We start from the raw sequence: 26103 nt of genomic DNA on the forward strand, positions 1-26103 counted from the left end.
TCCGCAGCTCTCGCCTCGCGTTTCTCACCGGGACCTCCCCTTGACTTCATTGGTAGCCTGGCGCCGCTTCGTCTTCGCGCTCGCCCTGCTGGCCCTGCCGCCGGCAGGCAGCAGCGTGGCGTTCGCATCCGAAACGATGGAGCTTGCCCAGGCGCAGCCGCCAGCACAGCCGACGCCCGCCCCCTCCTCAACGCCATCGGCGTCGCCTAGTCCCGCACCTGACGCACAACCCGCCGCCGTCGAGCCGATTGGCAACGTCGCGACCGTGACGGGGATTGCGACCGTGATCCGCGACAAGAACTCGTACCCGCTGCGCGTGCGCGACGACATCTATCTCAACGACGTCGTCCAAACCTCGTCGAACTCCTCGCTCGGCATCACCTTCAACGATGCGACCACGTTCAACCTCTCCGCCAGCGCCAGGATCACCATCGACAATTACGTCTATGAAGACGGCGGCAAGCAGAACGCCGCGATCTTCGACGTCGGCAAGGGCACGGTTGCCTTCGTTGCCGCAGCGGTGGCGAAGACCGGCAACATGAAGATCACGACGCCGACCGCGACGCTCGGCATCCGCGGCACCACCGGCGTCGTCGACGTGCCGGAAGGTGCGGCGGCGAGCCGGACCGGCAACGTCAACATCAAGCTCTATCCCGACGCCGACGGCCGGGTCGGGCATATCGACGTCGACGAGCGCAGCAGCGGCACGCGGCTCGGCGCGCTGACGCAAGCGTCCAGCGGCTTTGCGATCCGGCCGGGTGCAGGTGCAGGCGCCGGCGGCGTCATGCGCTTTGCCGCAGTGCCGATCGCGATTCCGGCGCAGCAGATCGCGCGCGACCGCGGCTTCGTCAGCCAGGTGCATCTGGCGCAGAGCACGGGCCGGCAGATCGTCACCGAGCAGCGGGACTTCCGCCGCGCCAATCCGGGCGCGCTCAGCCGCATTCCGCGGCCGGGCCAACCGCAGCAGCGGCCATTGCGGCCGAATACGCCCCCAGGCCTGCAACCGCAGCGGCCGAACGGCCAGCCCGGCCAGAACATCCGTCCAGGTCGGCAGCCGGATACGCCGAACCGGCAAGGCGCGCAGCCGCCGCAGCGGCAGGGCCAGGGACAACAAGGCGGACAGAAAGGCGGCGCGGTGCAGCCGGGTGGCCGGCGCGCGGGCCAGGAACAGCAGCGGCAAGGCGAGCAACACCAGGGGCCGCAACGTCAGGGCCGACAGCAAGGCGCCGGTCGGCCGCAAGGTGCGCCACGCATCGGACAAGGCATGCAGCCCGGTGGCATACAGCAGCCACAGGGGCCGCAGACGGGATTCCAGCCCGGCCAGCCGACACAGCCGCCCGCGGCCCAGCAGCCAGGCGGCATCCAGCGCCAAGGCGGTTTCCAGCAGCGGCTTCCCAGCGCACAACGTCCTGCGGCGCCACGCAAGCCCGCGCCTGCTTCGAGGGACAAGGAGCGTCGGTGACGGTGCCGCTCCCCACCATGAGGATCGCGTGAGTGCAGCCCTGGTGCGATCTCAACCGCATTGACTCGCGCATGCAACTTCAATCGCAAGTCGCCCGACGCAACGAGACCTCACGCCTCGCCGCGCAGCCAGGCCCGCACCTTCTGCAACAGGCCATGCCGCAATTCGTCGACCGAGGCGGCTTCAGCCGGCGTCAGCGTCTGCAAGGCCGCATCGAGGTCGTCAGCCGCCGGCGGCGGCTCGGGAGTGGCTGCAGGCACCAGCCCCGCAGCCGCGAGCGCGATCGGCCCAATTTGCGTGAGAAACGCGCGCTCATACTCGCGCGACAGCCGTGCGATGGCATCGTCCAGCGTCAGCCAGTCCACCGCCTTGATGTCGTCCATCAGCTTGCGGACGGGGCCGCCATCGGCCTCCATGCGCCAGAAATGCACGGCCTTGGTGCGCCCGCCCGACTGATAGACCAGCGTGCCCAGAAATTCGTGGATGGCGACATCGTGGCCGGTCTCCTCCAGCACTTCGCGGTGCGCGGCCTCCTTCGGCGTCTCGCCATTGTCGAGCTTGCCCTTGGGCAGGACCCATTCATTGCGCTTGCGCTGACGCACCACTGCAACCAGCGGCGGCGCACCTCGCCGCAACACAATACCCCCCGCCGCAAGTACCGGCGCCCGCGCCATCACTCATTACCCGTCGTGTCGCCGAATCGCTTCCGCGGACGATATAGGCGGCGGGCGCGGCGGATTAAAGGCTACCTTCTCTTCAACAGCGCTTGACCTGCGCGAATGCGAGTGCCTTCGCCAATGCCGTCGCAGAACGCGAAATCGCCGGGCGCCAGGATGATGATGGTCGAGCCGTGCTCGAACCAGCCGAGCTCCTCGCCCTTGGTCACGTTGACGTCGCAGGGGAAATTGACGGGACCGCGGGTTTGCGCGTTCAGCACCATGTCGAGGAAGTGCAGACGGATGCTCGCCACTAGGATCGCGGCAACCGGCACCAGCGTCACGGCCTCGCCGGTCGACAGATGCGTGCGGATCACGGCGCGCTCGTTCTTGCAGAACAGCCGCTCGACGCGCTTGAGCGCGATCGGGTTGACGTTCCAGACGTCGCCATGGATCAGCGTGACCCGCTCGATATGCGCGTCACAGGGCGCATGGAAGCGATGGTACATGCTCGACGTCAGCCGCAGCGTGACGAAGGAGCCGTTGCGGTGCTGGTCGACCAAAGCTGAATCACCGAGCAAGTCGAGCAGCGAGTAAGGCGCGCCCTTGACCTGGAACAGCTCGGTGTCGGCGATCTTCCCATGGGCCCCGACGATGCCGTCGGACGGGCTGGCGACAATGGAAGGGTCGGGATCAAAGGGGCGCAGGCCCGGCTTGAGCTCCCGGGTGAAGCAGTCGTGCAGGCTCCTGAAATGCGTCTTGCGCGCCTCCGACAGATCGAGGTCGGAGAACAGTTTCCACAGCGCGATCGAGAAGTCCCGCACCAGCGGATTCTCGATCTTGGAGAACCAGCCCATGAAGCGGGTCAGCGCCGCGCGGGGGATGCGGTTGGTCAACAGGAAGTTGAGGTCTTCCTGCTGGGTGAAAGAGGCGATGAGGGCTTTGACTGTCATGAATCTGTCAGCTCGCAGGGTTAGCGCTTGTTGTCATGGAAACGACACTCCCGATTCTCTCGATGTCCGTGGCCGCCGCAGCGTCTGCTGCCGCCGTCTTCCCGAAGATCAAGGCGCGGGTAGAACTCTCCCGCGCCAAGCACCGTTCGCTTGCCGGGCACTCCAAGATGTCGCGCCGGGTGGCAAAGCTGCTCCCGTTCTACGAGTTCGAGGGTGACAAATATTTCGGCTGCGACGGCGCGCCCGACAACGTGGTGATGCAGCGCAAGGACGCCTTCTTCCGCCTCGCGCGCGTCTACGCCGATCGTTACCCCAAGGGCCGCGCGATGACGAAGGAGGCGGCGGAGAATATCTCCGACCTGAACTTCACCGAGAGCTACCGTGTGCCCTTCCAGTTCTCGCGCCTCGTCCGCGAGCATCTGGGCACCTCGACCTTCATGGAATCGTCCAGCGGCGTCACCGTCACGGATGTCGACGGCAACACCTCCTACGACCTCACCGGATCCTACGGCGTCAACATCTTCGGCAACGACTTCTACAAGGAATGCATCGAGGGCGCCGAGAAGCGGGCGCATGCGCTCGGCCCGGTGCTCGGTCCCTACCATCCCGTCATCCTCGACAACGTGGCGCGGCTCCGCCAGATCTCGGGTCTCGACGAGGTCTCCTTCCACATGTCCGGCACCGAAGCCGTGATGCAGGCGGTGCGGCTCGCGCGCTATCACACCAAGCGCACGCACCTCGTCCGCTTCGCCGGCGCCTATCACGGCTGGTGGGGCGACGTGCAGCCCGGCGTCGGCAACCCGATCACCGCGCACGAGACCTACACCCTCGCCGAGATGTCGGAGAAGACGCTGCACGTCCTGAAGACGCGCACGGACATCGCCTGCGTGCTGGTCAACCCGCTGCAAGGGTTGCATCCGAACGCCAACGCGCCCGGCGATTCCTCGCTGGTCGATTCCTCCCGCGGCGGCAACTTTGACCGCGCGGCCTACACCGATTGGCTCAAGAAGCTGCGTGAGGTCTGCGACCAGCGCGGCATCGTGCTGATCTTCGACGAGGTGTTCGTCGGCTTCCGTCTCGCCGCCGGCGGCGCCCAGGACTATTTCGGCGTGCGCGCCGACATGGTGACCTACGGCAAGAGCCTCGCCGGCGGCCTGCCGGTCGGCGTGGTCTGCGGCAAACGCGAGCTGATGCGCCGCTTCCGCGACGATCGTCCCGCCGACATCTGCTTCGCCCGCGGCACCTTCAACTCGCATCCTTATGTCATGACGGCGATGGACGAGTTCCTGAGCCGCCTCGCCAGCCCCAATTTTCGCGCGGTCTATGACGGCCTCGACGAGACCTGGAACAGCCGCGTCCAGAAGCTCAACCAAATGATGACCGATGCCGGCCTGCCGGTGCGGTTCGCGAACTTCTCGTCGATCTGGACGGTGAAATACACCACCCCGTCCCGCTACAATTGGATGCTGCAATATTACCTGCGCGCCGAGGGCCTGGCGCTGAGCTGGGTCGGCACCGGTCGGCTGATCTTCAGCCTCAATTACACCGACGCCGACTTCACCGAGGTCGCCGAACGCTTCGTCCGCGCCGCCCAGCAGATGAAGGCCGATGGCTTCTGGTGGCACGACGGCATGCTCTCCAACAAGAACATCAAGCGGCAGATCCTGAAAGAGATGCTGGCCAAGCGCTTCGGACGCTGAGGCTCTCTCTTCCCCAACCACCGTCATTCCGGGGCGGCTCGAAGAGCCGAACTCCGGCGCGCCCTTGCGCACCTGAAAAACTCGAGATTCCGGGCCCGGTCCTTCGGACCATCCCGGAATGACCGTGCCTGTGGCAGCGCCCGCTCGAACTCCCCCGCACGCGGGGCGAGGCCCAGCCCCCAAGACGTGGATGCCCGGCACAAGGCCGGGCATGACGTAACCATCAGACATCGGAGTGCTTGGTAAGAACGGCGCGCTCAGGCGTGCTGCTCTTCGAGCGTGGACTCGCCGACGAGACCCAGCGTGTGCTCGGGGTTGAGATGCAGGCCCGGGTCCATCAGTTCGCCGCGCATCAGCGCGAGCGGGGCCTTGCGATAGAGCATCAGGTCGTGGAAGGGGTCGGTCAGGATCTTGGTCATCCAGACGAGGCCGGTCTCGACGTCGCGGATGAAGAACAGGTGCACGGTGCGGAACAAGAGACCGCCGCCGCCGACCACGAGCCAGATTTTGGCGACCTGCCGCATGAAATCGGTCGCGCTGGCCCAGGGCGTGAAGAGGCCGAACAAGGTCGGATCAGCGAACAGCACCAGCGGCGATGCCGCCCAGATCGCCATCAGCACCACCTTGCGCTGAAGGTTGTAGCCGACCTTGATCTCTTCCTTGTACTCGTGCGTCGCCTGGTTGATGTGGTCGTATGTGTGCGGCTCGAAGAAGAAATGACCGGCCTGGCGCGAGGTCATCGAGACCAGCCAGCCGACCAGCGCGGAAACCACGGGATCGATGAACAGCCAGACATAAGCGAAGAGGAAGCTCAGCGCGCTGACGAAGTGCAGGCTCTGATTGATGCGGCTGTGGTGATAGTAGCGATGGTCGTCCCAGCGCTGGATCCGCAGCTGCTCGAGATAATTCTTGATCATGCTCTCCCCCAAAATGCTTTCGGGTTCAGGATTTACAGGGATTCGATGTAGGCCGTGTGACATCATCATTTTGTCATGTGACGATGCGCAGCGGCGCGATGACGCACACAGACGCGTAAGCTCAAGCCGCCTTCTTCTCAAGCCGCCTTGGCGACGTCGATCTTGCGGAAGCGCACCAGCGAGAAGTGCCCGAGCGGCGGGATCAGGCGGCGCTCCGCGAGCTCGATGCCGTTGGCGCCGGCCAGCCATTTCGCATAGCGTGACCAGGCGAACTCGGCGGTGCGGAAGCCGAGCGGACGCACCACCGGCTGGAGCTTCTGCTCGATGAAGCGGCGCATGCCGGTATCGGCGCTGACGCGGGTGAGGATGATCAGCTCGCCGCCGGCGCGCAGCACGCGGGCGAATTCGTCGAGCGCCTTCTCCGGGTTCGGCACGGCCGTCACGACATATTGCGCCATCACGACGTCGAAGGAATTGTCGGAGAATTCGAGCTTCTCGGCGTCCATCACCGCGAGGCCCTCGACGTTCTTCAGCTTCTGCTCCGTCACGCGGCGGCGCGCCTTGTCCAGCATCGCTTCCGAGATGTCGGTGCCGAAGATGCGCAGGTTCGGCGCATAGAGCGGCAGCGAGATGCCGGTGCCGACGCCGACCTCGAGCACGCGGCCGCCGATCTTGTTGGTGGCTGCGATCGCCGCCTGACGGCCCTTGGCGAACACGCCGCCGAACACGAGATCGTAGACGGGCGCCCAGCGGTCATAGGCCTGCTCGACCGTGCCACGGGTGAGGTCGAGCTGCTGAGTGCCGTCGAAGTTCATGATCTTAGCCATCGATGAGGTTCTCGCTGTGGTTCTAATCTTGGGAATCAACCGCGCACCGGCCGCCGCGCCAGGCGAGGCGAGGCGCGCAAGGCACGGCTGGGCTGAAGTGAGGTGAGATTGCCGACGAACTGGCGCGCGCTGTTCTCCCAGGAGCGCTCCAGCGCGAAGTTGCGACAGGTCTCGCGCGACATGGTGAGCGCGCGCAGGCATGCGGTGCGCAGATCCTGGTCGATCGCGCCGATCGGATGATCGGCGATGACGTCCTTTGGACCGGTCACCGGAAATGCCGCAACCGGCGTGCCGCAGGCGAGCGCCTCGAGCTGCACCACGCCGAACGTATCGGTCAGGCTCGGAAACACGAAGACGTCGGCCGCGGCGAGATGCGCGGTGAGGTCCGCCCCCTTCTTCTCGCCGAGGAAGACGGCATCGGGATATTTCTTTTCGAGTGCCGCCTTCTGCGGACCGTCGCCGACGACGACCTTGGTCCCCGGCAGGTCGAGCGAGAGAAATGCTTCGAGGTTCTTCTCCACCGCCACGCGGCCCATCGTCATGAAGATCGGGCGCGGCAGGTCGAGCCGAGCCGGAGCGTCGGGATGGAACAGCTCGGTGTTGACGCCCCGTGTCCAGAAGCCCAGCCGCTTGAAGCCGCGCTCGGACAGCTCCTGCCGCAGCGACGGCGTCGCCACCATGGTCATCGCGGCGGCGTCGTGGAAGTGACGCAGCACCGCATAGCCGACGCTCGTGGGAATGCCGGTCCGCACCGAGACATATTCGGGAAAGCGCGTTGTATACGAGGTGGTGAAGGCGAGACGGTTGCGGCGGCAATAGGCTCGCGCGGCCCAGCCGATCGGGCCTTCCGTCGCGATGTGCAGCGCTTCGGGGGCGGCCATTTCGATCCGCCGCGCGATCTCCTTAGCCGAAGGCAGCGCGAACCGCAGGCCCGGATAGGTCGGCAGCGGCCACGACCGAAAACCGTCCGGGGTCAGGAAGTCGATCTCGACGTCGAGGGCCTTGGCCGCATTCGACAGCGAGGTCAGCGTCCGAACCACGCCGTTGACCTGCGGATGCCAGGCGTCAGTCGCGATTAATACCCGCATGGGAAAGTCCCGAGAGTTTGATGATTCTCAGGCATCGACCATCAACGAAGGATATTTCAGGCGTGTGACGTCATAGAAGTGTCGGCGGACTGTTTTGTTCGTTAACGGCCCGGCGTGGCCACGAAACTGTCATGAAACAATTCTTGCCGCGACGAAACCGTTTTCGGTTTTCCGCGCAAATGTCCCGAAACGTTTTGCCGTTAATCATTTTACGCAACGGAGCACCGCAACGGTGCCGCGGTGATCAACAACACCGAGCAAACAGGGGCGATCAAATGTTCAATCTGGACAGCTTCAAGACCTATTCGCGCGCCGTTGCGTTCGGTGCAGTGACGATCTCCGCAATCGCGTTCGCGGGTGCAGCCAACGCCGCGCCGGTGCAGATCTTCCCGTTCTTCCAGCCGCTGCCGCCGATGGCCGCGCCCCAGCCGTTCGAGCCATATCAGCAGTATCAGCCGCATCAGCCGACGCCCTATCAGGCTGCGCCGTCCGAAGATCAGGACGCGGTCGAGTTGCCGGCCCGCTTCCGCCGCCAGACCGTTTCCTACGCGACGCGCGAAGCGCCGGGCACCATCATCATCGATACGCCCAACACTTATCTCTATTACGTGCTCGGTAACGGCCAGGCGCTGCGCTACGGCATCGGCGTCGGCCGCGACGGCTTCACCTGGTCCGGCATCCAGTCGGTGAGCCGCAAGGCCGAGTGGCCGGCCTGGACTCCGCCGCCGGAGATGATCGCCCGCCAGCCCTATCTGCCGCGCCACATGGCCGGCGGCCCCGGCAATCCGCTCGGCGCCCGCGCCATGTATCTCGGCGGCACCATCTACCGCATCCACGGCACCAATGCGCCCGAGACCATCGGCAAGCGCGTCTCCTCCGGCTGCATCCGCATGACCAATCAGGACGTCACCGATCTCTACGCCCGCGTCAATGTCGGCACCAAGGTCGTGGTGCTGCCGATGACGGAGCGCAGGGCGGAACTCGGCAGCGCCACGCGCTAGGCAGCAGGACATCGTGACGCGAACGGCCCCGGAACCCACCGGGGCCGCTTTCGTTTGCCCTCGACATGCCGGCGCGCGCTTGCTGCGGCGCGGTCCCAGATGGAGGCGCACATGCAATCAGGCCTGCAATCCTCGCCAAGCCCATGGCTGCCGGCGATCGCGTGCGCCGCAGCCCTGGCGCTGCTGTTGTCTGCGCCCTCTTCGCTCGCGCAGCAGCCGGCGAGCGACGAGGCCGGCCACCAGGCTTTCAACAATTCCTGCCGCACCTGCCACTCCATGAAGGAGGGCGACAATCGGCTCGGTCCCAACCTCAACAAGATCGTCGGCCGCAAGGCCGGCGCGCTGCCGAATTACAACTACTCGCCGTCGATGAAGGACGCCGGCCTGGTCTGGGACCAGGACAAGCTCACCCGTTTCATGGTCAAGCCCGACGAGGTCGTGTCCGGCCACAAGATGCAGCCCTATGGCGGCATCTCGGCGGAGGAAGCGGGCAAGGTGTTTGCGTATTTGAAGGCGGCGGGCGGACAGCAGTGACGGCCCGCCTTAGAAGGCGGAGCCGAGCTTTCCGGCCATCTCACCGCCGCTCCGCGATCAGCCGCAACCACGCCGCCGAATGAAACGCGCTCATCAGCAGATACATCGGCACCATCCCGCCGAGCAGAGAGCCATGCCCGGCGGCGCACAGCATCTCTGCCGCTCCGTCGCCGAGCACGGCCGTCGCCACGGCCATGATCGCGAAGGTCGGCGTGGCCGCCAGCCCGAGCCATCTGGCGAGGTGACGCGCGACCACGACGCCGTCGCGGTTGACGCCGGCGGCCGCGCTGACGGGAGACGTCATTTCCTCTCTCCCGCAGCCTCCTCGCGAAATGCCTTCTCGCCGGCGTCCGAGATCTCGACCCACTTCTTGTCCGGCGCCGCGCCGTCGCTGTAGCTGTCGTGCCAGTTCCACCATTTGTAGGTCGGCGTCTGCGGATAGCCCTTTGGAGAGTCCTCCCAGACCTCCTGCCGGCCGAGCGGCGTGATGTCGAGATAGTTCCAGGTGCCGCCCATCTGCTCGTCGCCGCGGCTCTTCACGAAATAGGTGCGGAAGATGCGATCGCCGTCGCGGTAGAACACGTTCGTCCCGTGCCATTCGTCCACGCCGAAATCGGCGTCAAAACCGTCGGTGACGGTGACCCATGGGATGGTCCAGCCCATCCGCTGCTTCAGCCGCGCAATGTCCGCCTGCGGCGCGCGCGACGCGAAGACCAGCGTCGTGTCGCGGGCATTCAAATGCGCGACATGGGCGACCTGGTCGGCGACCATGGAGCAGCCGCGGCAGGCGTGATCGGGCCAGCCGAACACGCCCGGCTCGAAGAAGGCGCGGTAGACGATCAATTGCCGCCGGCCCTGGAATAGGTCGACCAGACTGACCTTGCCGCCGGGGCCCTCGAACGCATAGGTTTTGTCCACCGCCATCCACGGCATGCGCCGGCGTTCGGCGGCCAGGGCATCGCGGGCACGGGTATGGGCTTTTTCCTTCACCAGCAGTTGCAGGCGGGCCGCCTCCCAGTCCTGCGGCGACACCACCGGCGGCGTCTGCATGGCGTGCTGTCCGTTCGTCCCGGCGTTTTGAACTGATGTCATGATGGCTCTCCTCATTTCCTGCTTCGGCCGTCATTCCGCGCCGCGCGATGACGGAGGCGGAACCAACCGCCCCTCACCGCACGTCGTCGGCCGTCAACGGTTTCTGGCATCGTGCGGTTGCGCGGTGGGAGTAACAAGTGTGGCGGGATTGACATGGAATCGCTGATCACGGCCGCTGCGCGCGCGCTCGAGGCCGGCGATCCGCTCGGCGCGCTGAACCGCGTTGCGCTGCGCAACGACGCCCCCTCGCTGGCGCTGCGCGGCATCGCGATGGCACAGCTCGGCGATCTCGCGAAGGCGAAGTCGCTGCTGCGCAGCGCCGCGCGCGCGTTCGGCCCGAGAGAGGCGGTGGCGCGCGCAAGATGCATCGTGGCCGAGGCGGAGATCGCGCTCGTCTCGCGCGATCTGAGCTGGCCGGTGAAAGCGCTCGCGGCGGCCCGCGCGACGCTCGACAAGCACGGCGATCTCGCCAATGCCGCCCATGCCGGCCACATCGAGGCGCGCCGTCTGCTCCTGCTCGGACGTCTCGACGAAGCCGAACATGCATTGGCCGGGCTCATCACCTCTCCGCTTCCGGCGGCCTCGCAGGTCGTCCGCGAGCTCGTGGGCGCCGGCATCGCCATCAGGCGGCTCAGGACGAAGGATGCACGCGCCGCGCTCGACCGCGCGGCACATGCAGTGCGCCTCGCCGGCATTCCGGCGCTCGCGGCGGAGGTCGAAGGTGCAAACCTCGTGCTCGACACGCCCGCGGCGCGCCTGATCGCCCGCGGCAGGGAGCATCCGCTGCTGCTGGGCGAGATCGAAGCGCTGGCGACGTCCAAGGCACTTGTGGTCGACACCTTCCACCACACCATTCGCAGGCAAGGCGTCGTCGTGTCGCTCGGAACGCGGCCGGTGCTGTTCGCGCTTGCCCGCCAGCTGGCGCAGGCCTGGCCCGCGGACGTGTCGCGCGAGGCGCTGATGGCCGCCGCGTTTCACGCCAGGCATGCCGATGAATCGCATCGTGCCCGGCTCCGGGTCGAGATCGGACGGCTCCGCGCCAAGCTCAGGCCGCTAGCGGATGTCAATGCGACGAAGCAGGGTTTTGCGCTGACACCGCGCAAGACGCGGGAGGTTCTCGTGCTGGCGCGGCCGGTCGAGGAGAAGCACGCCACCGTCCTCGCCCTGCTCTGCGATGGCGAGCCGTGGTCGAGCTCGGCGCTCGCGCTGGCACTTCGCACGAGCGCGCGGACGGTGCAGCGAGCGCTCGACGAGCTGGCGCGCTCGAACAAGGTACAGTCGTTCGGACACGGCCGCGCGCGGCGCTGGATGGCGCCGCCCGTCCCGGGTTTCCCGACAGGCTTGTTACTCCCCACGCCGCTCCTCAAGACGTAGGGTGAGGTCAGTTCACATCCACGAGGGATCGCGCACATGAAACGTTCGGCTGCCGAGATCGTCAGGGAGTACGGGCCCTTTGCGGGCGTCGAAGCCGTGCATGGCGTCACCTATGACGGCAGGCATGTCTGGTTCGCATCCGGCGACAAGTTGAACGCCGTCGATCCGGACGACGGCAAGATTGCGCGCTCCATCGATGTCGCCGCGCATGCGGGAACGGCGTTCGATGGCCGGCACCTGTTCCAGATCGCCGAGGACCGTATCCAGAAGATCGACGCCGCCACCGGCAAGGTGCTCGGCACGATCCCTTCGCCCGGCGGCGGCGGGGATTCCGGATTGGCCTGGGCCGAGGGCTCGCTCTGGGTCGGCCAGTACCGCGAGCGCAAGATCCATCAGGTCGATCCCGAAACCGGCAAGGTCCTCCGCACCATCGAGAGCAAGCGCTTCGTCACCGGCGTGACCTGGGTCGACGGCGAGCTCTGGCACGGCACCTGGGAGAACGAAGAAAGCGACCTGCGACGGATCGACCCTGAGACGGGCAAGGTGCTCGAGCAGCTCGACCTGCCGGCCGGGACGGGGGTTTCGGGGCTGGAGTCCGACGGCGGCGACCGGTTCTTCTGCGGTGGCGGCGATCGCGGCAACGTGAGAGCCGTCCGCCGTCCCCGGCGCAGCTGATTGCCAATGACGGCTTGAACGCGGCAACGGCGCGTTCGCAGTCGTTAACCTGTTCGCCCCAATTCCACCCCATCGGTGCGCTCTAGCGCCCTCCTCGCCCGCCCTGTAAAATCCCCGTCGGGCGGCTTGGGGGATTGATGCGACTGACGTTGAATCTGAAGACGATCCTGATCGCCGTCGCGGTGCTCGCGGCGTCGTTCTTCATCAGCTTGAAGGCGATGGACCTGCTGGCGCCGCGCGCGACCAATTCGGCGCCGCCGGTAGCGCAGCTGCCGCCGCTGCCGCCCGTCTCGAAAAGCTCGATCGTGATCGCGCCGGTCGCGATCGCGCTGTCGGCGATCCGCGACCAGGCCGAAAAGGCCGCGCCGCGAAATTTCGCGGGGAAGGCCGACAACCCCATCTCGCAGATCCTGGAGAACGCCGATATCGGCTGGTCCGCCGTGCGCGGACCGATGGCAGCCAGCGGCGACAAGGACGTGCTGACGATCTCGACGCCGCTCACCGGCAAGCTGAACGTGACGGGCTCGCTGTCGTCGAAGGCCACCGGCGCGCTTGGCGACGCACTCGGCAGCGTGCTCGGCGGCGATGCCGCGAAACGGATCGGCGCCGTCAACATCAAGAACCTGAACGCCAGCGCGGAGATCAAGGGCAACGTCGTCGTCACCTCGCGTCCGAAGCTCGCGGCCAACTGGCACCTCGAGCCCAATCTCGGCGCCCAGGTCAATCTCGGCGACACCAACCTCAACGTCGCCGGCGCCAAGGTCAACGTACCGGCGCAGGTGAAGCCGCTGATCGACAAGAATGTCGGCGAGCAGATCAACGCCGTCTCCGAGCGCATCCGCAACGATCCGTCCCTGCGCGAGAATGCGAAGGTGCAATGGGCCAAGGCCTGCCGCTCGATCCCGCTGCAGGGCTCGGGCTCGTCGGCGCTGCCGCCGCTCTGGCTCGAGATGAAGCCGGTGCGCGCGATCGCGGCGCAGCCGCGCGTCGACGCGCAGAACGTGACGCTGCTGCTCGGCCTCGAGGCCGAGACCCGCGTCACCTCGACGCCGACCAAGCCGGACTGTCCGTTCCCCGAGAAGATCTCGATCGTGCCGCCGACCGGCACGGGCGTGAACATCGGCGTGCCGATCGACGTGCCCTTCACCGAGATCAACAAGCTTATCGCGGAGCAGATGGTCGGGCGCACCTATCCCGAGGATGGCTCCGGCCCGGTCGACGTCACCGTCAAGAGCGTCAACGTCGTTCCCTCCGGCAACCAGTTGCTGATCTCGCTGTTGGTGCGCGCCAAGGAGAAGAAGAGCTGGTTCGGCCTCGGCGCCGAGGCCACCGTGCACATCTGGGGCCGGCCGGTGCTCGACCAGGCGCAGCAGACGCTGCGGGTCGCCGACATCCAGCTCGCGGTGGAATCCGAGGCCGCGTTCGGCCTGCTGGGCGCCGCGGCGCGCGCCGTGGTGCCGCAGATGCAGCAGGCGCTGCTGCAGAAGGCGACGCTGGATCTGAAGCCGATCGCCGCCAACGCGCGCGAGAAGATCGCCGCGGCGATCGCCGACTACCAGAAGAGCGAGGACGGCCTCAAGGTCGATGCGAAAATCGACAGCCTGACCCTCGCCGACATCGCCTTCGATTCCAAGACGCTGCGCGTGGTCGCGGAGGCCGGCGGCACGCTCGACGTCTCAGTGACGAAGCTGTCGGGGATGTAGCGCGCTCATTCACGGGGGCCGCGCGTCGCCGCTTGCGCCGCTGGCATTCTCTTCCGGGGATGCTAAGCTCTTGCTCGCAACCTCAAACGAAGTGCCGACGGCACTGTCGCAGGCAACGCGAGGACGAACATGGAAGCCGGCATGGTCACGCCTGCGCCGGCGCTGGTGCGCTTTTCCGGCATTCAGAAGACCTATGACGGCGAGCACCTCGTGGTGAAGAACCTCGATCTCGACATCAGGAAGGGCGAGTTCATCACCCTGCTCGGCCCGTCGGGCTCGGGCAAGACGACCACGCTGATGATGCTGGCCGGCTTCGAGGTTCCGACCCATGGCGAGATCTACCTCGCGGACCGTCCGATCAAGAACATGCCGCCGCACAAGCGCGACATCGGCATGGTGTTCCAGAACTATGCCCTATTTCCGCATCTGACGATCGCGGAGAACATCGCCTTCCCGCTGTCCGTTCGCAAGATCAGCAAGGCGGAAGCGGAAGAGCGCGTCGAGGCCGCGCTGCGCATGATCAAGATGGAAACCCTGGCCCACCGGCGGCCGGGGCAATTGTCCGGCGGCCAGCAGCAGCGCGTGGCGCTGGCCCGCGCGCTGGTCTTCAACCCGCAGCTCGTTCTGATGGACGAACCCCTGGGCGCCCTCGACAAGCGCCTGCGCGAGCAGATGCAACTTGAGATCAAGCAGCTGCACGAGACGATGGGCATCACGATCGTCTACGTCACCCATGATCAGAGCGAAGCGCTCACCATGTCGGACCGCATCGCGGTGTTCAACGACGGCATCGTGCAGCAGATCGACACGCCCGGCGCGCTTTACGAGCATCCGGTGAACAGCTTCGTCGCCCACTTCATCGGCGAGAACAATGTGCTGGCCGGCACCGTCGAGACGGTCGACAAGGACTATTGCCGCGTCGCGCTGGCTGGTGGCGGCACCGTGATCGCGCGGGCGGTCAACGTCTCGCTCGCGGGCGCATCGACCTCCCTCTCGGTGCGGCCGGAGCGTGTCGCGATTCTCACCGACGGCACCTCCAGCGACGGGCCGAACCGCCTGCCGGCGAGGGTGCAAAGCACCATCTATCTCGGCGACCACGCGCTGGCCGTGCTCGATGTCGCCGGCAATGGCGAGTTCATCGTCAAGCTTCAGCCGGACGCGCATGACAGCCTGGGACAGGGGGACCGCGTGTTCGTCACCTTCCGCCCCGAGGACTGCCTGGCGCTCGATCCCGTCTGATCCCATGCAAGCGGGCCTGCATCGATCATTCTGACGTCACTCATGAAGAAGGAACAAAGACCATGCTGAAGCGCAAGATTGGCAAGATTGCTCTGGGCTTCGCAGTGACGCTCACCGCCGGCGTCGCGCTGGCGAGCGTCGCGCAGGCGCGGGACCTCACCGTGGTGTCGTGGGGCGGCGCGTATCAGGAGGCCCAGAAGAAGGTCTATTTCGAGCCCTTCAAGAAGGCGGCCGGGCTTCCCATGAACGACGAATCCTGGGACGGCGGCATCGGGGTGCTGCGCGCCAAGGTGCAGGGGGGCGCCGCCACCTGGGACGTCGTCCAGGTCGAGAGCGACGAGCTCGCGGTCGGCTGCGAGGAGGGCCTGTTCGAGAAGATGGACTATGCCAGGATCGGTGGCGAGGCCGCCTATATCCCGCCGTCCGTCAATCCCTGCGGCGTCGGCGCCATCCTCTACGATTTCGTTCTCGGCTACGACAAGGACAAGCTGAAGACGGCCCCCGGCGGCTGGGCCGACTTCTTCGATACGAAGAAAATTCCGGGCAAGCGCGGCCTGCGTCAGGGGCCGAAGACCACGCTGGAGATCGCGCTGATGGCCGACGGCGTCGCGCCGAAGGACGTCTACAAGGTGCTGGCGACCGACGAGGGCGTCGATCGCGCGTTCAAGAAGCTGGACAGCCTCAAGGGCGACATCGTCTGGTGGAAGGCCGGCGCCCAGCCGCCGCAACTGCTCGCCTCCGGCGAGGTGGCGATGACTTCGGTCTACAACGGCCGCATCGACACCGCGAACAAGAACGAGAAGAAAAATTTCGGCATGGTGTGGGATGGCGCGCTCTTCACGCTCGACAGCTGGGTCATCCTGAAGGGCAGCCCGAACAAGGATGCCGCCTACAAGTTCCTGGATTTCGCCGGCAAGGCGGAGAACCAGTCGAAACTGTCGGAGAACATCGCCTATGGCACCTCGAACAAGGATGCAGCCGGCCGGCTCGCGCCCGCCGTGCTGAAGGACCTGCCGACGGCGCCCGACAACATCAAGAACGCGGTCGAGATCAATGTCGGCTTCTGGCTCGAGAACATCGACCGCCTGACCGAGCGCTTCAACAAATGGGCGGCGAAGTAGCGCCGCCCGCAAGGCTCTGCCCATGACGGATGCGCGCTTGACCGGCGCCAATGCGTCGACCGAGGTGCCGCTCAAGCGCCGATTGAAGCGTGCAGAGCGAAGACGCCAGGTCAAGGCATTGGCGCTGGTCCTGCCGCTTCTCGTCTTCCTGCTCTTCACCTTCGCTGGGCCCATCGCCGGCATGCTGTGGCGCGCGGTCGGCGACCGCGAGGTTCGCCAGGTCCTGCCCCAAACGATAGCTGCTCTGGCCGGTTGGGACGGCAGGGACCTGCCGGACGAAGCGGCCTTCGCTGCGCTGGCAAATGACATCCTCGCGGCGCGCGCCTCCGGCACGATGGCCATCGCCGCGAAGCGGCTGAACTACGCCCTGAACGGCTTCCGCACCATCCTGACCAGCACCGCCCGCAATCTCAAGGCGGTGCCGGAGCCGGGCACGGCCATGGAAACGCTGGTCAAGATCAATCCGGCCTGGCGCGAACGCGCGACATGGACGACGATCAAGGACGCAAGCGGTCCGTTGACCGGCTTCTACCTGCTGTCGGCCCTCGACCTCGTCAGGAACGCGGACGGCGCGATCGTCGCGGCCCCGCCGGATCAGGCGATTTACCGCGACATATTCATCCGCACCTTCATCATCAGCATCAGTGTCACGGCACTGTGCCTGATCCTCGGCTTCCCGGTCGCCTATCTGCTGGCGACGCTGCCGCCCGGCCGGTCGAACCTGCTGATGATCTTCGTGCTGCTGCCGTTCTGGACCTCGCTCCTGGTCCGCACCTGCGCCTGGATCGTGTTACTGCAAAGCAAGGGCGTCGTGAACGACAGCCTGCACTGGCTCGGCATCATCGACGAGCCGTTGCGCCTGATCTACAACCGCTTCGGTGTCTGCGTGGCCATGACCCACGTTCTCCTGCCGTTCATGATCCTGCCGCTGTACAGCAGCATGAAGGCAATCTCGCCCGCTTACATGCGCGCCGCCGCCTCGCTCGGGGCGCCGCCCGTCACAGCTTTCCTGCGGATCTACCTGCCTCAAACGCTGCCCGGCATCGGCGCGGGAAGCCTGCTCGTCTTCATCCTGGCGCTCGGCTACTACATCACACCGGCACTGGTCGGCGGCGCCGCCGACCAGATGATCAGCTACTTCATCGCGCTCTACACGACCGAGACGGCCAATTGGGGCCTTGCCTCGGCGTTGGGTGCGGTGCTGCTTCTGGCCACTCTTCTGCTCGCTCTCGTCTACGGCAAGCTGGTGCAGGGACAGCCCGTCACGGGAGGCATGAAGAATTGAGCGATCATGCTTCCCTCCGCACGCCGAGCCAGCGCATCGCATGGGCCACGACCGTCATCGTCTCCACGCTGGTGTTCATCTTCCTGATCGCGCCGATCCTAGCGATCATGCCGCTGTCGTTCAGTTCGGGCTCGTACCTGACCTATCCGCTGCCCGGCTTCTCCTGGCGCTGGTACGACGACTTCATCACTTCGCCGCGCTGGATGAATGCGCTGAAGAACAGCATGATCATCGGCGTCGCCTCGACCATCCTGTCCATGGTGCTCGGCACCTTGGCCGCGCTGGGGCTCGCGCAATGGAAGAGCCGGCTCAAACCGCTGGTGCTGGCCTTCGTGCTGTCACCGGTCGTCGTGCCCGGCGTCATCACCGCAGTCGGCCTCTATTTCTTCTTCGCCCCGATCGGCCTGACGGGCAGCTATCTCGGCTTGATCCTGGCCCACACCGCGCTGGCGACGCCGTTTGTGGTGATCACGGTCGGTGCGACATTGCAAAGCTTCGACACCAATCTGGCGCGCGCCGCCGCCTCGCTCGGCGCTTCACCGCTTTACGCGTTCCGCCGGGTGATCCTGCCGCTGATCCTGCCCGGCCTCGCCTCAGGCGCGCTGTTCGCCTTCGCGACCAGCTTCGATGAGGTGGTCATCGTGCTCTTCATGGCGGGTCCCGAGCAGCGTACCCTGCCGCGCGAGATGTTCGCCGGCATCCGCGAGAACATCAGCCCGACCATCACGGCGGCGGCGGTGATCCTGACGATGGTCTCGGTCATCCTCCTCGCGACGCTGGAAGGTCTGCGCCGGCGCAACGAGCGGCTCAAGAGCGGCGCCTGAGCGGCGACGCACCCTTTCCCACAAGAGGGTAAGAACACCGCGCCCCCCTACTAATTTCTCAACCCTCCTCACGCATCTTTGGCTTAGCTGCGACCACCGATTGCCGCTAGAACGTCCCTGCAACAACGCCCGAACAACAACACACAGGGAGAAACAGCATGCAGAAACTATTCGCCGCGGTCGCGGCCGGCTTCGCACTTGCCGCAACAGGCGGCACCGCGCAGGCGCAGATTTCCGACGACGTCGTCAAGATCGGCGTGCTCACGGACATGTCGAGCCTCTATGCGGACGCGACCGGCAAGGGGTCGCTCGCCGCCGTCGAGATGGCGGTCGCCGATTACGGCGCCAAGGTTGCGGGCAAGCCGGTTCAGGTCGTCGCCGCCGATCACCAGAACAAGCCCGACGTCGGCGTCAACATCGCCCGCAACTGGTACGACAACGACAAGGTCGACGCGATCTTCGACGTGCCGACCTCCTCAGTCGCCCTGCCCATCTCGGCGCTGACGCGCGAAAAGAACAAGATCAACATCAATTCCGGCGGCGGCTCGTCCGACATCACCGGCATCGCCTGCTCGCCCAACACGGTGCACTGGACCTACGACACCTATGCGCTGTCGAACGTCGCAGGCAAGGCGATGGTCAAGCGCGGCGAGGACACCTGGTTCTTCGTCACCGCCGACTACGCCTTCGGCATGGCGCTGCAGCGCGACGCGGCCAACGTGGTCAAGGCGAGCGGCGGCAAGGTGCTCGGCGAGGTCCGCCATCCGCTCAACTCGTCGGACTTCTCCTCCTTCCTGCTGCAGGCCCAGGCCTCCAAGGCCAAGGTGGTCGCGCTGGCGAATGCCGGCGGCGACACCACCAACGCGCTGAAGCAGGCTTCCGAATTCGGCCTGACCCAGGGCGGCCAGAAGATGATCGCACTGCTGCAGGAGATCACCGACACGCATTCGCTCGGCATCAAGGCGACGCAGGGCCTGATCGTCACCGACGCCTTCTACTGGGACATGAACGACGAAACGCGCGCCTTCTCCAAGCGCTTCAACGAGAAGGTCGGGCACATGCCGACCATGATCCAGGCCGGGCTCTATTCGGCGACCATGCACTATCTGAAGGCGATCGACGCCATCAAGACCGACGAGGCGCCGAAGGTGATGGAGCAGATGCGCAAGACGCCGGTCAACGACTTCTTCGCCAAGAACGGCAAGATCCGCATCGACGGCCGCATGGTCCACGACATGTACCTGTTCGAGGTCAAGAAGCCCGAGGAATCCAAGGGCGAGTGGGACCTCTACAAGCTGATCGCCACCGTGCCCGGCGACGAAGCCTTCCGTCCGCTCGACAAGGGCGGCTGCCCGCTGGTGACGCACTAAGTTCGGCAGTCTCTGTCATTGCATCAGCGCAGAATTGCTTCGCAATTTTGTCGCGAGCTCCTCGCAATGACGAAAAGACACGACAGCGCGCCCAGTGAAAACCGGGCGCGCTTCGTTTAGGCAGCTACACGAGCTGCATTACTCCGAGTACTTGAACTCGGGCATATTCTTCAGCTCGTCCTTGCTGGCGTTGAACACGGCGTGGTCCGGATACCATTTCGACGTGGACGACGTCGTGGTCGCCGCGGGCTTGTCGGTGCCGGTCGCAGCGCCGGTGGTGGTGGTCGCGGCGGGCTTGGCACCCTGGTTTGCGCCAGTGTAGGCGACGGCCTCGTTGACGAACTTCAGCTTCTCATAGGGCACGGCGACGAGATGCTCGCCCATGCCGAGGAAGCCGCCGACGCCGATCACCGCGATCTTGATGTCGCCGCTCTTGTCCATCAGCAGATCATTGATCGTACCGATGTTCTCGTTGGCTTCGTTGTAGACCTTGAGGCCGTCCATCTTGGACGTACGCCACTGGCCGGTTGCGGTCGTGGACGTCGTCGTGGCGGTGGTGGCCGCCGTCGGCGCCTTGTCGGTGGTGACGGTCGGCGATTGCGCGTACGCAACGGTCGCAAGCAGGGCTGTGCCGGCAAGGCCGGCGACGATCGACTTCATCATCATGTTGTCCTCTCCTTCAACAAAAAAACTCGTGCGGAGAAAACAGCGCTGATCACGCACAGTTCCGTGCGCGCGGCAATTTCGTCGCGCAATGCGCGAGCGCGAACTTCACCGTGGAATGTTCCTGCGTCACCCAGGAACATTTTGCGCCGCACGGTTCCCCGCCGACGACCATACGCCCTGGGTGAAGCATGATCGCGGCGAGGAAACGCGCCGACCCAGCGTCGCCCAGGTCAGCTCTTGTAGTCAGGTCAGCTCTTGTAGTCGATCAACAGCGCGGAGATGTCAGCGCTGCTGGATGAGCCGCCGTTTGCGCCATACGACGACGCCGACGATTGCGACTGCTGCAGCGCCTGGAGAAACTGCTGGAGGATTTCGGTTGTCGTGGACTCGGTCGATGTGCTGCTGGTCGACGACGCCGTCGTTAAATCCGAAGAGCTGTCGTCCGACGGCGGCGGGCCGGGGGGCGGTCCGCCTGCTCCACCGGGGCCGCCCGCCCTGCCGGGACCGTTGGCAAAGGCGGACTGAAACACGCTCTTCAGCTCCTCGGCCTGGTCCGAGGTCAGCGTCCCGTTCGACACTTCGTTCGAGATCAGGTCGTCGATCTTCGACTGCATCTCGTCCTTGGAGGGACGCGCGCCGCTCGACTGGTCGCTCGCCCGGCTCTGCTGGAGCGCCGTGTCGATGTCGGTCAGGGCGGTCGAGAGCGCGGACTGGTCCGACGACGAGATCGTGCCGGCGGAGACTTGCGATTGCAATTCCTGCTGCAGCCGCTGCAGCGGTGACTGGGTGCTGCCGGCGGAGGCCGCCGAAATCGAGGTCATGATGGCTCCGTGGGTCTTGCGGGGTTTCGTCGCGAGCACCGCCACGATATGGTTTACGGCCTTAACGAGAACTTGCCGCTCCACTGCCCGGTCATGTCCCGGCATTGCGGCAAGGTCTCCGGAAACACTCCGAAACAAAAATCTTCGCCATTTGGCCCAAATCTTGGACAAACAAAGCGCATGGCCATTCCCAATCCCAACATCCTGGTCGTCGAGGACGACCGCGAAACCCGGACGTTGATCGCGAAGTACCTGCGCAACAACGCCTGCAACGTCACCGCCGTGAGCGACGGCCGCGAGATGTCGCGCGCGATGGCCGACCATCGCGTCGACCTGATCATCCTCGACGTCATGCTGCCGGGCGAGGACGGCCTCAGCCTCTGCCGCAAGGTGCGCGCGGAGGCGCAGACGCCGATCATCATGCTGACCGCGCGCGGCGAGGACGTGGACCGCATCGTCGGCCTCGAGATGGGCGCGGACGACTATCTGCCGAAACCGTTCAACCCGCGCGAGCTGCTCGCCCGCATCAACGCGGTGCTGCGCCGCCAGGCCGCGGCTCAAGCGGCGAGCTCGATCGAAGGCGCCTCCACGCTCACCTTCGAGGGCTGGCGCATCGACCTGCGCCTGCGCGAATTGCGCAATCCCGAAGGCGCGCGCGTCGCGGTGACCAGTGCCGAGTTCGATCTGCTGCGGACGTTCTGCGAGCGGCCCGGCCGCGTACTGTCGCGCGACAGCCTGCTCGACCTCACGCAAGGGCGCAACACCGGCTCGTTCGAGCGCTCCATCGACGTGCTGGTGAGCCGCATCCGCCGCAAGATCGAGCCCAGCCCGGCCGATCCCACCATCATCAAGACGGTGCGCTCCGGCGGCTATCTGTTCACGCCGAGGACCGAAGTTGCAAGAACTGAAGCAGCGAGCAACGAGGCGGTGACCGCGCCCCTGAGCAGCTGAGGAACGACCGTCATGACGCCGTTCCGCTTCTTCCACCTCAAGAGCATCGGCGGGCAGATCGCCGCGCTGGTGGTGGCCTCGATCGTCGCGCTGCATCTGATCCTCACCGCGAGCTTCCTGATCGGCCGGCCGGACCGCGCCGAGCCGCCGCCCGACAGCGCACACCAATTGGCGGACGCGGCCCTGCTGCTCAACGGCGCGGATGCAGGCGAGCGGCCGCGCATTCTCGCCAATATCGCGCGCGCATTTCCGAAGATCGGGATCGAGGTGCTCGCGCCGGAAGCGACCGCCGTCGTCGCCGATGCCGAGGACCCGCACGTGCGCAATGTGCGCCGGCATCTCGGCCAACCGTACAAGGTGATGGCGCTCGCGCCGCAGGACGGCGTGCACCGGGTCGCGATCGGGCTGCCCGACGGCACCACGATCGCGGGCCGCGTCGAGCACGGCCCCCGTCCACCGCGGTTCTGGGGCGGACCATGGATGATGACGCTGCTGTTCGCGCTGATCAGCGTCACGGTGCTGGGGCTATGGGCGGCCTACGCGCTGGCCGCACCGCTGTCGTCCTTTGCCAAGGCCGCTGAGAATTTCAGCCTGGACGGCACCGCCGAGCCGCTGCCCGAGCGCGGCCCGGAGGAGATCCGCTCGGTGGCGCGCGCGCTCAACCGCATGCACGAGCGGATCGCGCGGCTGATGTCGGATCGGACGCGGATGCTGGCCGCAATCAGCCACGATCTGCGCACGCCGATCACGCGCCTGAGGCTGCGCGCCGAGTTCATCGAGGACGAGGGCAACCGCAAGCGCATGCTGATCGACCTCGACCAGATGCGCTCGATGCTGGAATCGGTGCTGTCGCTGCTGCGCGACGACCGCAAGGTCGAGGCGGTGACATTGGTGGACATCGCCAGCACGCTGCAGCTCGTCGCCGATCAGTTCAGCGACATGGGCCATGTCGTGCATTACGACGGGCCGGGATGCGCGACCGCCGCCGCGCGGCCCGACGACCTGCATCGCGGCGTCACCAACCTCGTCGAGAACGCAGTGCGCTTCGGCGCCGAGGTGACGATCCGCCTCGACGTCTCGGGCACCACGCTCGTCATCGACGTCGAGGACGACGGCCCCGGCATCTCGGATGCGCGCAAGCAGGAGATGCTGGAGCCGTTCGTGCGCGGCGACGATGCCCGCACCATGGACGAGTCCACCGGTTTCGGGCTCGGCCTGTCGATCGCGCGCGCGATCGCGCTCGCCCATGGCGGCGAGCTGTCGCTGCACGACCGCGCCCCGCACGGATTGATCGTGCGGATGCAATTGCCGGTCTGGCAGGAGCCGCGGCTGGCGGCTTGACCTCAAGCGGCGAGCTGCGGGTGCTCGACGGCCTCATGCTCGAAGATCGCTACGGCCTCGAAGCGATAATTGCAGGCGTGGCAGGTCCAGAGATAGGAGATCCGCCCCTCGCCCGGCTCGATCCAGTCCGGCTGCGGGATCGGCGTGCCGCACTGGGCACAGGGATTGTGCCTGGGGACGTCGCCGAAATGCGCCTTGGCCATGTTCGATTTCATCATGGCACCTCTCCCGATTTGCAGCAGCTTCATACTCGCTTTCGCGCATCGGCGCGAATAGACAGGCGTGCTGTCGCGAGCGGGGTCTGCGCCCCGCGTATCGCCTAGACTGGCTTTGCGTCGTAACGACGGCCTCGTGCCGCAAGTTCGCCGATGGCGGCGTTTGGCCACATCATCGCCGCGTTCGGGAGGCCTAACGGCAGCCGGGTGCAGGTCACTTTCCAAGGACCTTAAGGAATATCTGATGAAGATTTTACGCATTGCCGCGCTGCTCGCGGCCACACTGACGTTGCCGCAGGCCGCCTTCGCCGGTGAGGCCGAATACGCCGAGATGGTCGCGGCCCATGCGCGCGCCAACGGCGTGCCGGAAGCGCTGGTGCACCGCGTGATCATGCGCGAGAGCCGCTATCAGCCGGGCCTCGTCGGCCGTGGCGGCACCATCGGCCTGATGCAGATCAAGCTCGCGACCGCCCGCGGGGTCGGCTACACCGGCGATGCCGCCGGCCTGCGCGATCCCAACACCAACCTCACCTATGCCGTGAAGTACCTCGCCGGCGCCTATCGCGCCGCCAATGGCGACCACGCACGAGCCGTGCGTTATTTCGCGGGCGGCTATTACTACGCTGCAAAGCGCCAGCGGCAGGCAGCCGTGCAGGTCGCCAATATGGGCGAGCCCAATCTGGGTCAGGGCAATTTCGGCCAGCCTTGGCTCGAGCCGAACGGCAACCCGCAGCCGATGTTCGGCGCGCCGTCGCACCGCAAGCTCGCGCAACGCGTCCGCAACGCGCGGGCGCAGGCGCCTCAATAGCAACTCTCGGACGCGGTATCCCACATATGCATTGGCCGCGGCTCTGCGATGCATCACGCCGCCCAAACGCGGCGGGCTGCATCGTGTCCAGGGCACGAGCGGTGGGGTTCCGCCCCAAACGCGTTGACACCGTCCGTCACTGGCATACATTAGAGGCGTTCCGAGGGGTGCTCCGAGGAGGAGCTGAGATACCGCTAAACGGGCAATGATGCCCGGGACCGCGGTGACCCTTTGAACCTGATCCGGGTCATGCCGGCGAAGGGACAGGGATGTTGCAGACGACCAAGCGACCGGATTCCCCGGTATCCATCATCGGCGCAGGCATTGCCGGAGCCTGGCAGGCGTTGTTGTTCGCGCAGGCCGGCCACGCCGTGACCCTACACGAGCGCGGTGACGCCGCGATGACCGACGCCACCAGCCACTGGGCCGGCGGCATGCTCGCGCCCTATTGCGAGGCCGAGGTCGCCGAACCCATCATCAGCCGCCTCGGTCTTCGCTCGCTCGACATCTGGCGCCGTGAGCTCCCGGACACGCCCTTCAACGGCTCCCTCGTCGTCGCTCATCCCCGCGAGCGCGACGATTTCGAGCGCTTTGCCCGGATGACCGATGGCCACGAGCGGCTCGATGCCGCCGGCCTCGCCGCACTCGAGCCGTCGCTGGAGGGCCGTTTCCGCGACGCGCTGTTCTTCCCGACCGAGGGCCATGTCGAGCCGCGCCGCGTGCTGCCCAGGCTGCATGAGCGCATCGTTGCGGCCGGCGGCACCATCAAGTTTTCCAGCGACGTCAGCGCCCAGGACCTCGCAAAGGAGCCCGACGGCATCGTGATCGACTGCCGTGGCCTTTCGGCGCGCGACGAGCAGCCGGAGCTGCGCGGCGTCAAGGGCGAGATGATCCTGATCGAGACGGCCGAGGTGCAGCTGTCGCGCCCGGTGCGGCTGATCCATCCGCGCTGGCCGCTTTACGTGATCCCGCGCGAGGACGGCCTGTTCATGCTGGGCGCGACCTCGATCGAGGCCGAAGACACCGGCGTCAGCGTCCGCTCCGCGCTGGAGCTGCTAGGCGCCGCCTATGCCGTGCACCCGGCGTTCGGCGAGGCCCGCATCGTCGAATTCGGCTCGGGCCTGCGTCCGGCCTATCCCGACAACCTTCCGCGCATCGGCATCCGCGGCGGCAAGATCAGCGTCAACGGGCTCTACCGCCACGGCTTCCTGCTCGCCCCGGCACTCGCCGAGCTGACGCTCGCCTATGTCCAGCGCGGCCAGATCGACAATGAGGTGATGCAGTGCGCGTGATCGTCAACGGCGAGGATCGCGAGGTGACGTCCGCCAGCGTGGACGCGCTGCTCAGCGAGCTCGACTACGAGGGCACCCATTTCGCCATCGCGCTGAACTACGACGTCGTGCCGAAAAGCCGCTGGGCCGAGACGCAGCTGAAGGCCGGCGACGAGATCGAGATCATCACGCCGCGGCAGGGAGGGTGA

General features: G+C 66.1%; 27 protein-coding genes and 1 riboswitch. Of the genes, 17 read left to right on the forward strand and 10 right to left on the reverse strand.

The window, feature by feature from the left end; genetic code table 11:
• Positions 1 to 49 precede the first annotated feature (49 nt).
• Positions 50 to 1462, forward strand: a complete 1413-nt coding sequence (locus HAP40_RS30555) for a FecR family protein (RefSeq protein ID WP_166819276.1) — start codon at positions 50 to 52, stop codon at positions 1460 to 1462.
• Positions 1463 to 1572: 110 nt separating this feature from the next.
• Here HAP40_RS30555 and HAP40_RS30560 read toward each other — a convergent pair whose 3' ends face one another.
• Entirely contained in the window at positions 1573 to 2136 is a 564-nt protein-coding gene (locus HAP40_RS30560) for an NUDIX hydrolase (protein ID WP_166814265.1), read from the reverse strand.
• A 71-nt stretch (positions 2137 to 2207) separates the two neighbouring features.
• On the reverse strand, positions 2208 to 3071 hold the full coding sequence (gene asd, locus HAP40_RS30565; RefSeq protein ID WP_166814263.1) for an archaetidylserine decarboxylase: 864 nt from the start codon (positions 3069 to 3071) through the stop codon (positions 2208 to 2210).
• A gap of 35 nt (positions 3072 to 3106) precedes the next feature.
• Here asd and HAP40_RS30570 point away from each other — a divergent pair, with 35 nt between their 5' ends.
• On the forward strand, positions 3107 to 4771 hold the full coding sequence (locus HAP40_RS30570; RefSeq protein ID WP_166814261.1) for an aminotransferase class III-fold pyridoxal phosphate-dependent enzyme: 1665 nt from the start codon (positions 3107 to 3109) through the stop codon (positions 4769 to 4771).
• A 257-nt stretch (positions 4772 to 5028) separates the two neighbouring features.
• Here HAP40_RS30570 and HAP40_RS30575 read toward each other — a convergent pair whose 3' ends face one another.
• From HAP40_RS30575 to HAP40_RS30585, 3 genes are all read right to left on the reverse strand, one after another.
• On the reverse strand, positions 5029 to 5688 hold the full coding sequence (locus HAP40_RS30575) for a hypothetical protein (RefSeq protein WP_166814259.1): 660 nt from the start codon (positions 5686 to 5688) through the stop codon (positions 5029 to 5031).
• Positions 5689 to 5825: 137 nt separating this feature from the next.
• Positions 5826 to 6515, reverse strand: a complete 690-nt coding sequence (locus HAP40_RS30580) for a class I SAM-dependent methyltransferase (RefSeq protein WP_166814257.1) — start codon at positions 6513 to 6515, stop codon at positions 5826 to 5828.
• Between the two features lie 35 nt (positions 6516 to 6550).
• Entirely contained in the window at positions 6551 to 7603 is a 1053-nt protein-coding gene (locus tag HAP40_RS30585) for a glycosyltransferase family 4 protein (RefSeq protein WP_166814255.1), read from the reverse strand.
• 275 nt (positions 7604 to 7878) lie between these two features.
• Here HAP40_RS30585 and HAP40_RS30590 point away from each other — a divergent pair, with 275 nt between their 5' ends.
• Both HAP40_RS30590 and HAP40_RS30595 read left to right on the forward strand, forming a co-directional pair.
• Entirely contained in the window at positions 7879 to 8604 is a 726-nt protein-coding gene (locus HAP40_RS30590) for a L,D-transpeptidase (protein ID WP_166814253.1), read from the forward strand.
• 111 nt (positions 8605 to 8715) lie between these two features.
• Positions 8716 to 9138 (forward strand): c-type cytochrome, encoded by a 423-nt coding sequence (locus HAP40_RS30595; protein WP_246741240.1) that lies wholly within the window; start codon positions 8716 to 8718, stop codon positions 9136 to 9138.
• A gap of 40 nt (positions 9139 to 9178) precedes the next feature.
• Here the strand turns inward: HAP40_RS30595 and HAP40_RS30600 are convergent, their stop codons facing one another.
• Entirely contained in the window at positions 9179 to 9442 is a 264-nt protein-coding gene (locus HAP40_RS30600; protein ID WP_166814249.1) for a hypothetical protein, read from the reverse strand.
• Entirely contained in the window at positions 9439 to 10230 is a 792-nt protein-coding gene (locus HAP40_RS30605; RefSeq protein ID WP_208024867.1) for a DUF899 domain-containing protein, read from the reverse strand. The genes HAP40_RS30600 and HAP40_RS30605 overlap by 4 nt, the downstream gene beginning before the upstream one ends.
• A 153-nt stretch (positions 10231 to 10383) precedes the next feature.
• On the opposite strand from HAP40_RS30605, the gene HAP40_RS30610 reads away from it, so the two are divergent.
• The 8 genes from HAP40_RS30610 (at position 10384) to HAP40_RS30645 (ending at position 19821) form a co-directional block, all read left to right on the forward strand.
• Positions 10384 to 11604: a helix-turn-helix domain-containing protein gene (locus HAP40_RS30610; protein ID WP_166814247.1), complete on the forward strand. Its 1221-nt coding sequence runs from the start codon at positions 10384 to 10386 to the stop codon at positions 11602 to 11604.
• A gap of 36 nt (positions 11605 to 11640) precedes the next feature.
• Complete coding sequence (locus tag HAP40_RS30615) at positions 11641 to 12279, forward strand: glutaminyl-peptide cyclotransferase (RefSeq protein ID WP_166814245.1); 639 nt, start codon at positions 11641 to 11643, stop codon at positions 12277 to 12279.
• 137 nt (positions 12280 to 12416) lie between these two features.
• Positions 12417 to 13982, forward strand: coding sequence for a DUF4403 family protein (locus HAP40_RS30620; protein WP_166814243.1), 1566 nt, complete (start codon positions 12417 to 12419; stop codon positions 13980 to 13982).
• Positions 13983 to 14111: 129 nt separating this feature from the next.
• Entirely contained in the window at positions 14112 to 15221 is a 1110-nt protein-coding gene (locus tag HAP40_RS30625; protein WP_166814241.1) for an ABC transporter ATP-binding protein, read from the forward strand.
• 62 nt (positions 15222 to 15283) lie between these two features.
• Positions 15284 to 16342 (forward strand): ABC transporter substrate-binding protein, encoded by a 1059-nt coding sequence (locus HAP40_RS30630; RefSeq protein WP_166814239.1) that lies wholly within the window; start codon positions 15284 to 15286, stop codon positions 16340 to 16342.
• A gap of 22 nt (positions 16343 to 16364) precedes the next feature.
• Complete coding sequence (locus HAP40_RS30635; RefSeq protein ID WP_166814237.1) at positions 16365 to 17627, forward strand: ABC transporter permease; 1263 nt, start codon at positions 16365 to 16367, stop codon at positions 17625 to 17627.
• Positions 17624 to 18451: an ABC transporter permease gene (locus HAP40_RS30640; protein WP_166814235.1), complete on the forward strand. Its 828-nt coding sequence runs from the start codon at positions 17624 to 17626 to the stop codon at positions 18449 to 18451. The genes HAP40_RS30635 and HAP40_RS30640 overlap by 4 nt, the downstream gene beginning before the upstream one ends.
• 158 nt (positions 18452 to 18609) lie before the next feature.
• Positions 18610 to 19821 carry an ABC transporter substrate-binding protein gene (locus HAP40_RS30645; RefSeq protein ID WP_166814233.1) on the forward strand — a complete coding sequence of 404 codons (1212 nt, stop codon included), beginning with the start codon at positions 18610 to 18612 and terminating at the stop codon, positions 19819 to 19821.
• Between the two features lie 138 nt (positions 19822 to 19959).
• Here HAP40_RS30645 and HAP40_RS30650 read toward each other — a convergent pair whose 3' ends face one another.
• Together HAP40_RS30650 and HAP40_RS30655 are read right to left on the reverse strand one after the other, a co-directional pair.
• On the reverse strand, positions 19960 to 20487 hold the full coding sequence (locus HAP40_RS30650) for a PRC-barrel domain-containing protein (RefSeq protein ID WP_166814231.1): 528 nt from the start codon (positions 20485 to 20487) through the stop codon (positions 19960 to 19962).
• 248 nt (positions 20488 to 20735) lie between these two features.
• Entirely contained in the window at positions 20736 to 21308 is a 573-nt protein-coding gene (locus tag HAP40_RS30655; RefSeq protein ID WP_166814229.1) for a hypothetical protein, read from the reverse strand.
• A 180-nt stretch (positions 21309 to 21488) separates the two neighbouring features.
• Here HAP40_RS30655 and HAP40_RS30660 point away from each other — a divergent pair, with 180 nt between their 5' ends.
• Together HAP40_RS30660 and HAP40_RS30665 are read left to right on the forward strand one after the other, a co-directional pair.
• Positions 21489 to 22259, forward strand: coding sequence for a response regulator (locus tag HAP40_RS30660; RefSeq protein ID WP_166814227.1), 771 nt, complete (start codon positions 21489 to 21491; stop codon positions 22257 to 22259).
• 12 nt (positions 22260 to 22271) lie between these two features.
• A complete protein-coding gene (locus tag HAP40_RS30665) occupies positions 22272 to 23600 on the forward strand; it encodes an ATP-binding protein (RefSeq protein WP_166814225.1) in 1329 nt (442 codons plus the stop codon).
• A 2-nt stretch (positions 23601 to 23602) separates the two neighbouring features.
• On the opposite strand, the gene HAP40_RS30670 is transcribed toward HAP40_RS30665, so the two are convergent.
• A complete protein-coding gene (locus HAP40_RS30670) occupies positions 23603 to 23818 on the reverse strand; it encodes a hypothetical protein (RefSeq protein ID WP_166814223.1) in 216 nt (71 codons plus the stop codon).
• Positions 23819 to 24059: 241 nt separating this feature from the next.
• Here HAP40_RS30670 and HAP40_RS30675 point away from each other — a divergent pair, with 241 nt between their 5' ends.
• From HAP40_RS30675 to thiS, 3 genes are all read left to right on the forward strand, one after another.
• On the forward strand, positions 24060 to 24623 hold the full coding sequence (locus tag HAP40_RS30675) for a lytic transglycosylase domain-containing protein (protein ID WP_166814221.1): 564 nt from the start codon (positions 24060 to 24062) through the stop codon (positions 24621 to 24623).
• A 153-nt stretch (positions 24624 to 24776) separates the two neighbouring features.
• A riboswitch (TPP riboswitch) is annotated at positions 24777 to 24905 on the forward strand.
• A complete protein-coding gene (locus HAP40_RS30680; protein ID WP_166814219.1) occupies positions 24893 to 25915 on the forward strand; it encodes an FAD-dependent oxidoreductase in 1023 nt (340 codons plus the stop codon). (Overlaps the previous riboswitch by 13 nt.)
• Positions 25906 to 26103: a sulfur carrier protein ThiS gene (gene thiS, locus HAP40_RS30685; protein ID WP_166814217.1), complete on the forward strand. Its 198-nt coding sequence runs from the start codon at positions 25906 to 25908 to the stop codon at positions 26101 to 26103. Before HAP40_RS30680 ends, thiS begins: the two co-directional genes overlap by 10 nt.

Source organism: Bradyrhizobium sp. 1(2017) (assembly GCF_011602485.2).
Taxonomy (GTDB): domain Bacteria; phylum Pseudomonadota; class Alphaproteobacteria; order Rhizobiales; family Xanthobacteraceae; genus Bradyrhizobium.

Bases quoted from the DNA above. Each gene is read 5' to 3' on its own strand.
- HAP40_RS30560 (WP_166814265.1), bottom strand. From the start codon at position 2,136: ATGGCGCGGGCGCCGGTACTTGCGGCGGGGGGTATTGTGTTGCGGCGA.
- asd (WP_166814263.1), bottom strand. From the start codon at position 3,071: ATGACAGTCAAAGCCCTCATCGCCTCTTTCACCCAGCAGGAAGACCTC.
- HAP40_RS30570 (WP_166814261.1), top strand. From the start codon at position 3,107: ATGGAAACGACACTCCCGATTCTCTCGATGTCCGTGGCCGCCGCAGCG.
- HAP40_RS30575 (WP_166814259.1), bottom strand. From the start codon at position 5,688: ATGATCAAGAATTATCTCGAGCAGCTGCGGATCCAGCGCTGGGACGAC.
- HAP40_RS30580 (WP_166814257.1), bottom strand. From the start codon at position 6,515: ATGGCTAAGATCATGAACTTCGACGGCACTCAGCAGCTCGACCTCACC.
- HAP40_RS30585 (WP_166814255.1), bottom strand. From the start codon at position 7,603: ATGCGGGTATTAATCGCGACTGACGCCTGGCATCCGCAGGTCAACGGC.
- HAP40_RS30590 (WP_166814253.1), top strand. From the start codon at position 7,879: ATGTTCAATCTGGACAGCTTCAAGACCTATTCGCGCGCCGTTGCGTTC.
- HAP40_RS30595 (WP_246741240.1), top strand. From the start codon at position 8,716: ATGCAATCAGGCCTGCAATCCTCGCCAAGCCCATGGCTGCCGGCGATC.
- HAP40_RS30600 (WP_166814249.1), bottom strand. From the start codon at position 9,442: ATGACGTCTCCCGTCAGCGCGGCCGCCGGCGTCAACCGCGACGGCGTC.
- HAP40_RS30605 (WP_208024867.1), bottom strand. From the start codon at position 10,230: ATGACATCAGTTCAAAACGCCGGGACGAACGGACAGCACGCCATGCAG.
- HAP40_RS30610 (WP_166814247.1), top strand. From the start codon at position 10,384: ATGGAATCGCTGATCACGGCCGCTGCGCGCGCGCTCGAGGCCGGCGAT.
- HAP40_RS30615 (WP_166814245.1), top strand. From the start codon at position 11,641: ATGAAACGTTCGGCTGCCGAGATCGTCAGGGAGTACGGGCCCTTTGCG.
- HAP40_RS30620 (WP_166814243.1), top strand. From the start codon at position 12,417: ATGCGACTGACGTTGAATCTGAAGACGATCCTGATCGCCGTCGCGGTG.
- HAP40_RS30625 (WP_166814241.1), top strand. From the start codon at position 14,112: ATGGAAGCCGGCATGGTCACGCCTGCGCCGGCGCTGGTGCGCTTTTCC.
- HAP40_RS30630 (WP_166814239.1), top strand. From the start codon at position 15,284: ATGCTGAAGCGCAAGATTGGCAAGATTGCTCTGGGCTTCGCAGTGACG.
- HAP40_RS30635 (WP_166814237.1), top strand. From the start codon at position 16,365: ATGACGGATGCGCGCTTGACCGGCGCCAATGCGTCGACCGAGGTGCCG.
- HAP40_RS30645 (WP_166814233.1), top strand. From the start codon at position 18,610: ATGCAGAAACTATTCGCCGCGGTCGCGGCCGGCTTCGCACTTGCCGCA.
- HAP40_RS30650 (WP_166814231.1), bottom strand. From the start codon at position 20,487: ATGATGATGAAGTCGATCGTCGCCGGCCTTGCCGGCACAGCCCTGCTT.
- HAP40_RS30655 (WP_166814229.1), bottom strand. From the start codon at position 21,308: ATGACCTCGATTTCGGCGGCCTCCGCCGGCAGCACCCAGTCACCGCTG.
- HAP40_RS30660 (WP_166814227.1), top strand. From the start codon at position 21,489: ATGGCCATTCCCAATCCCAACATCCTGGTCGTCGAGGACGACCGCGAA.
- HAP40_RS30665 (WP_166814225.1), top strand. From the start codon at position 22,272: ATGACGCCGTTCCGCTTCTTCCACCTCAAGAGCATCGGCGGGCAGATC.
- HAP40_RS30670 (WP_166814223.1), bottom strand. From the start codon at position 23,818: ATGATGAAATCGAACATGGCCAAGGCGCATTTCGGCGACGTCCCCAGG.
- HAP40_RS30675 (WP_166814221.1), top strand. From the start codon at position 24,060: ATGAAGATTTTACGCATTGCCGCGCTGCTCGCGGCCACACTGACGTTG.
- HAP40_RS30680 (WP_166814219.1), top strand. From the start codon at position 24,893: ATGTTGCAGACGACCAAGCGACCGGATTCCCCGGTATCCATCATCGGC.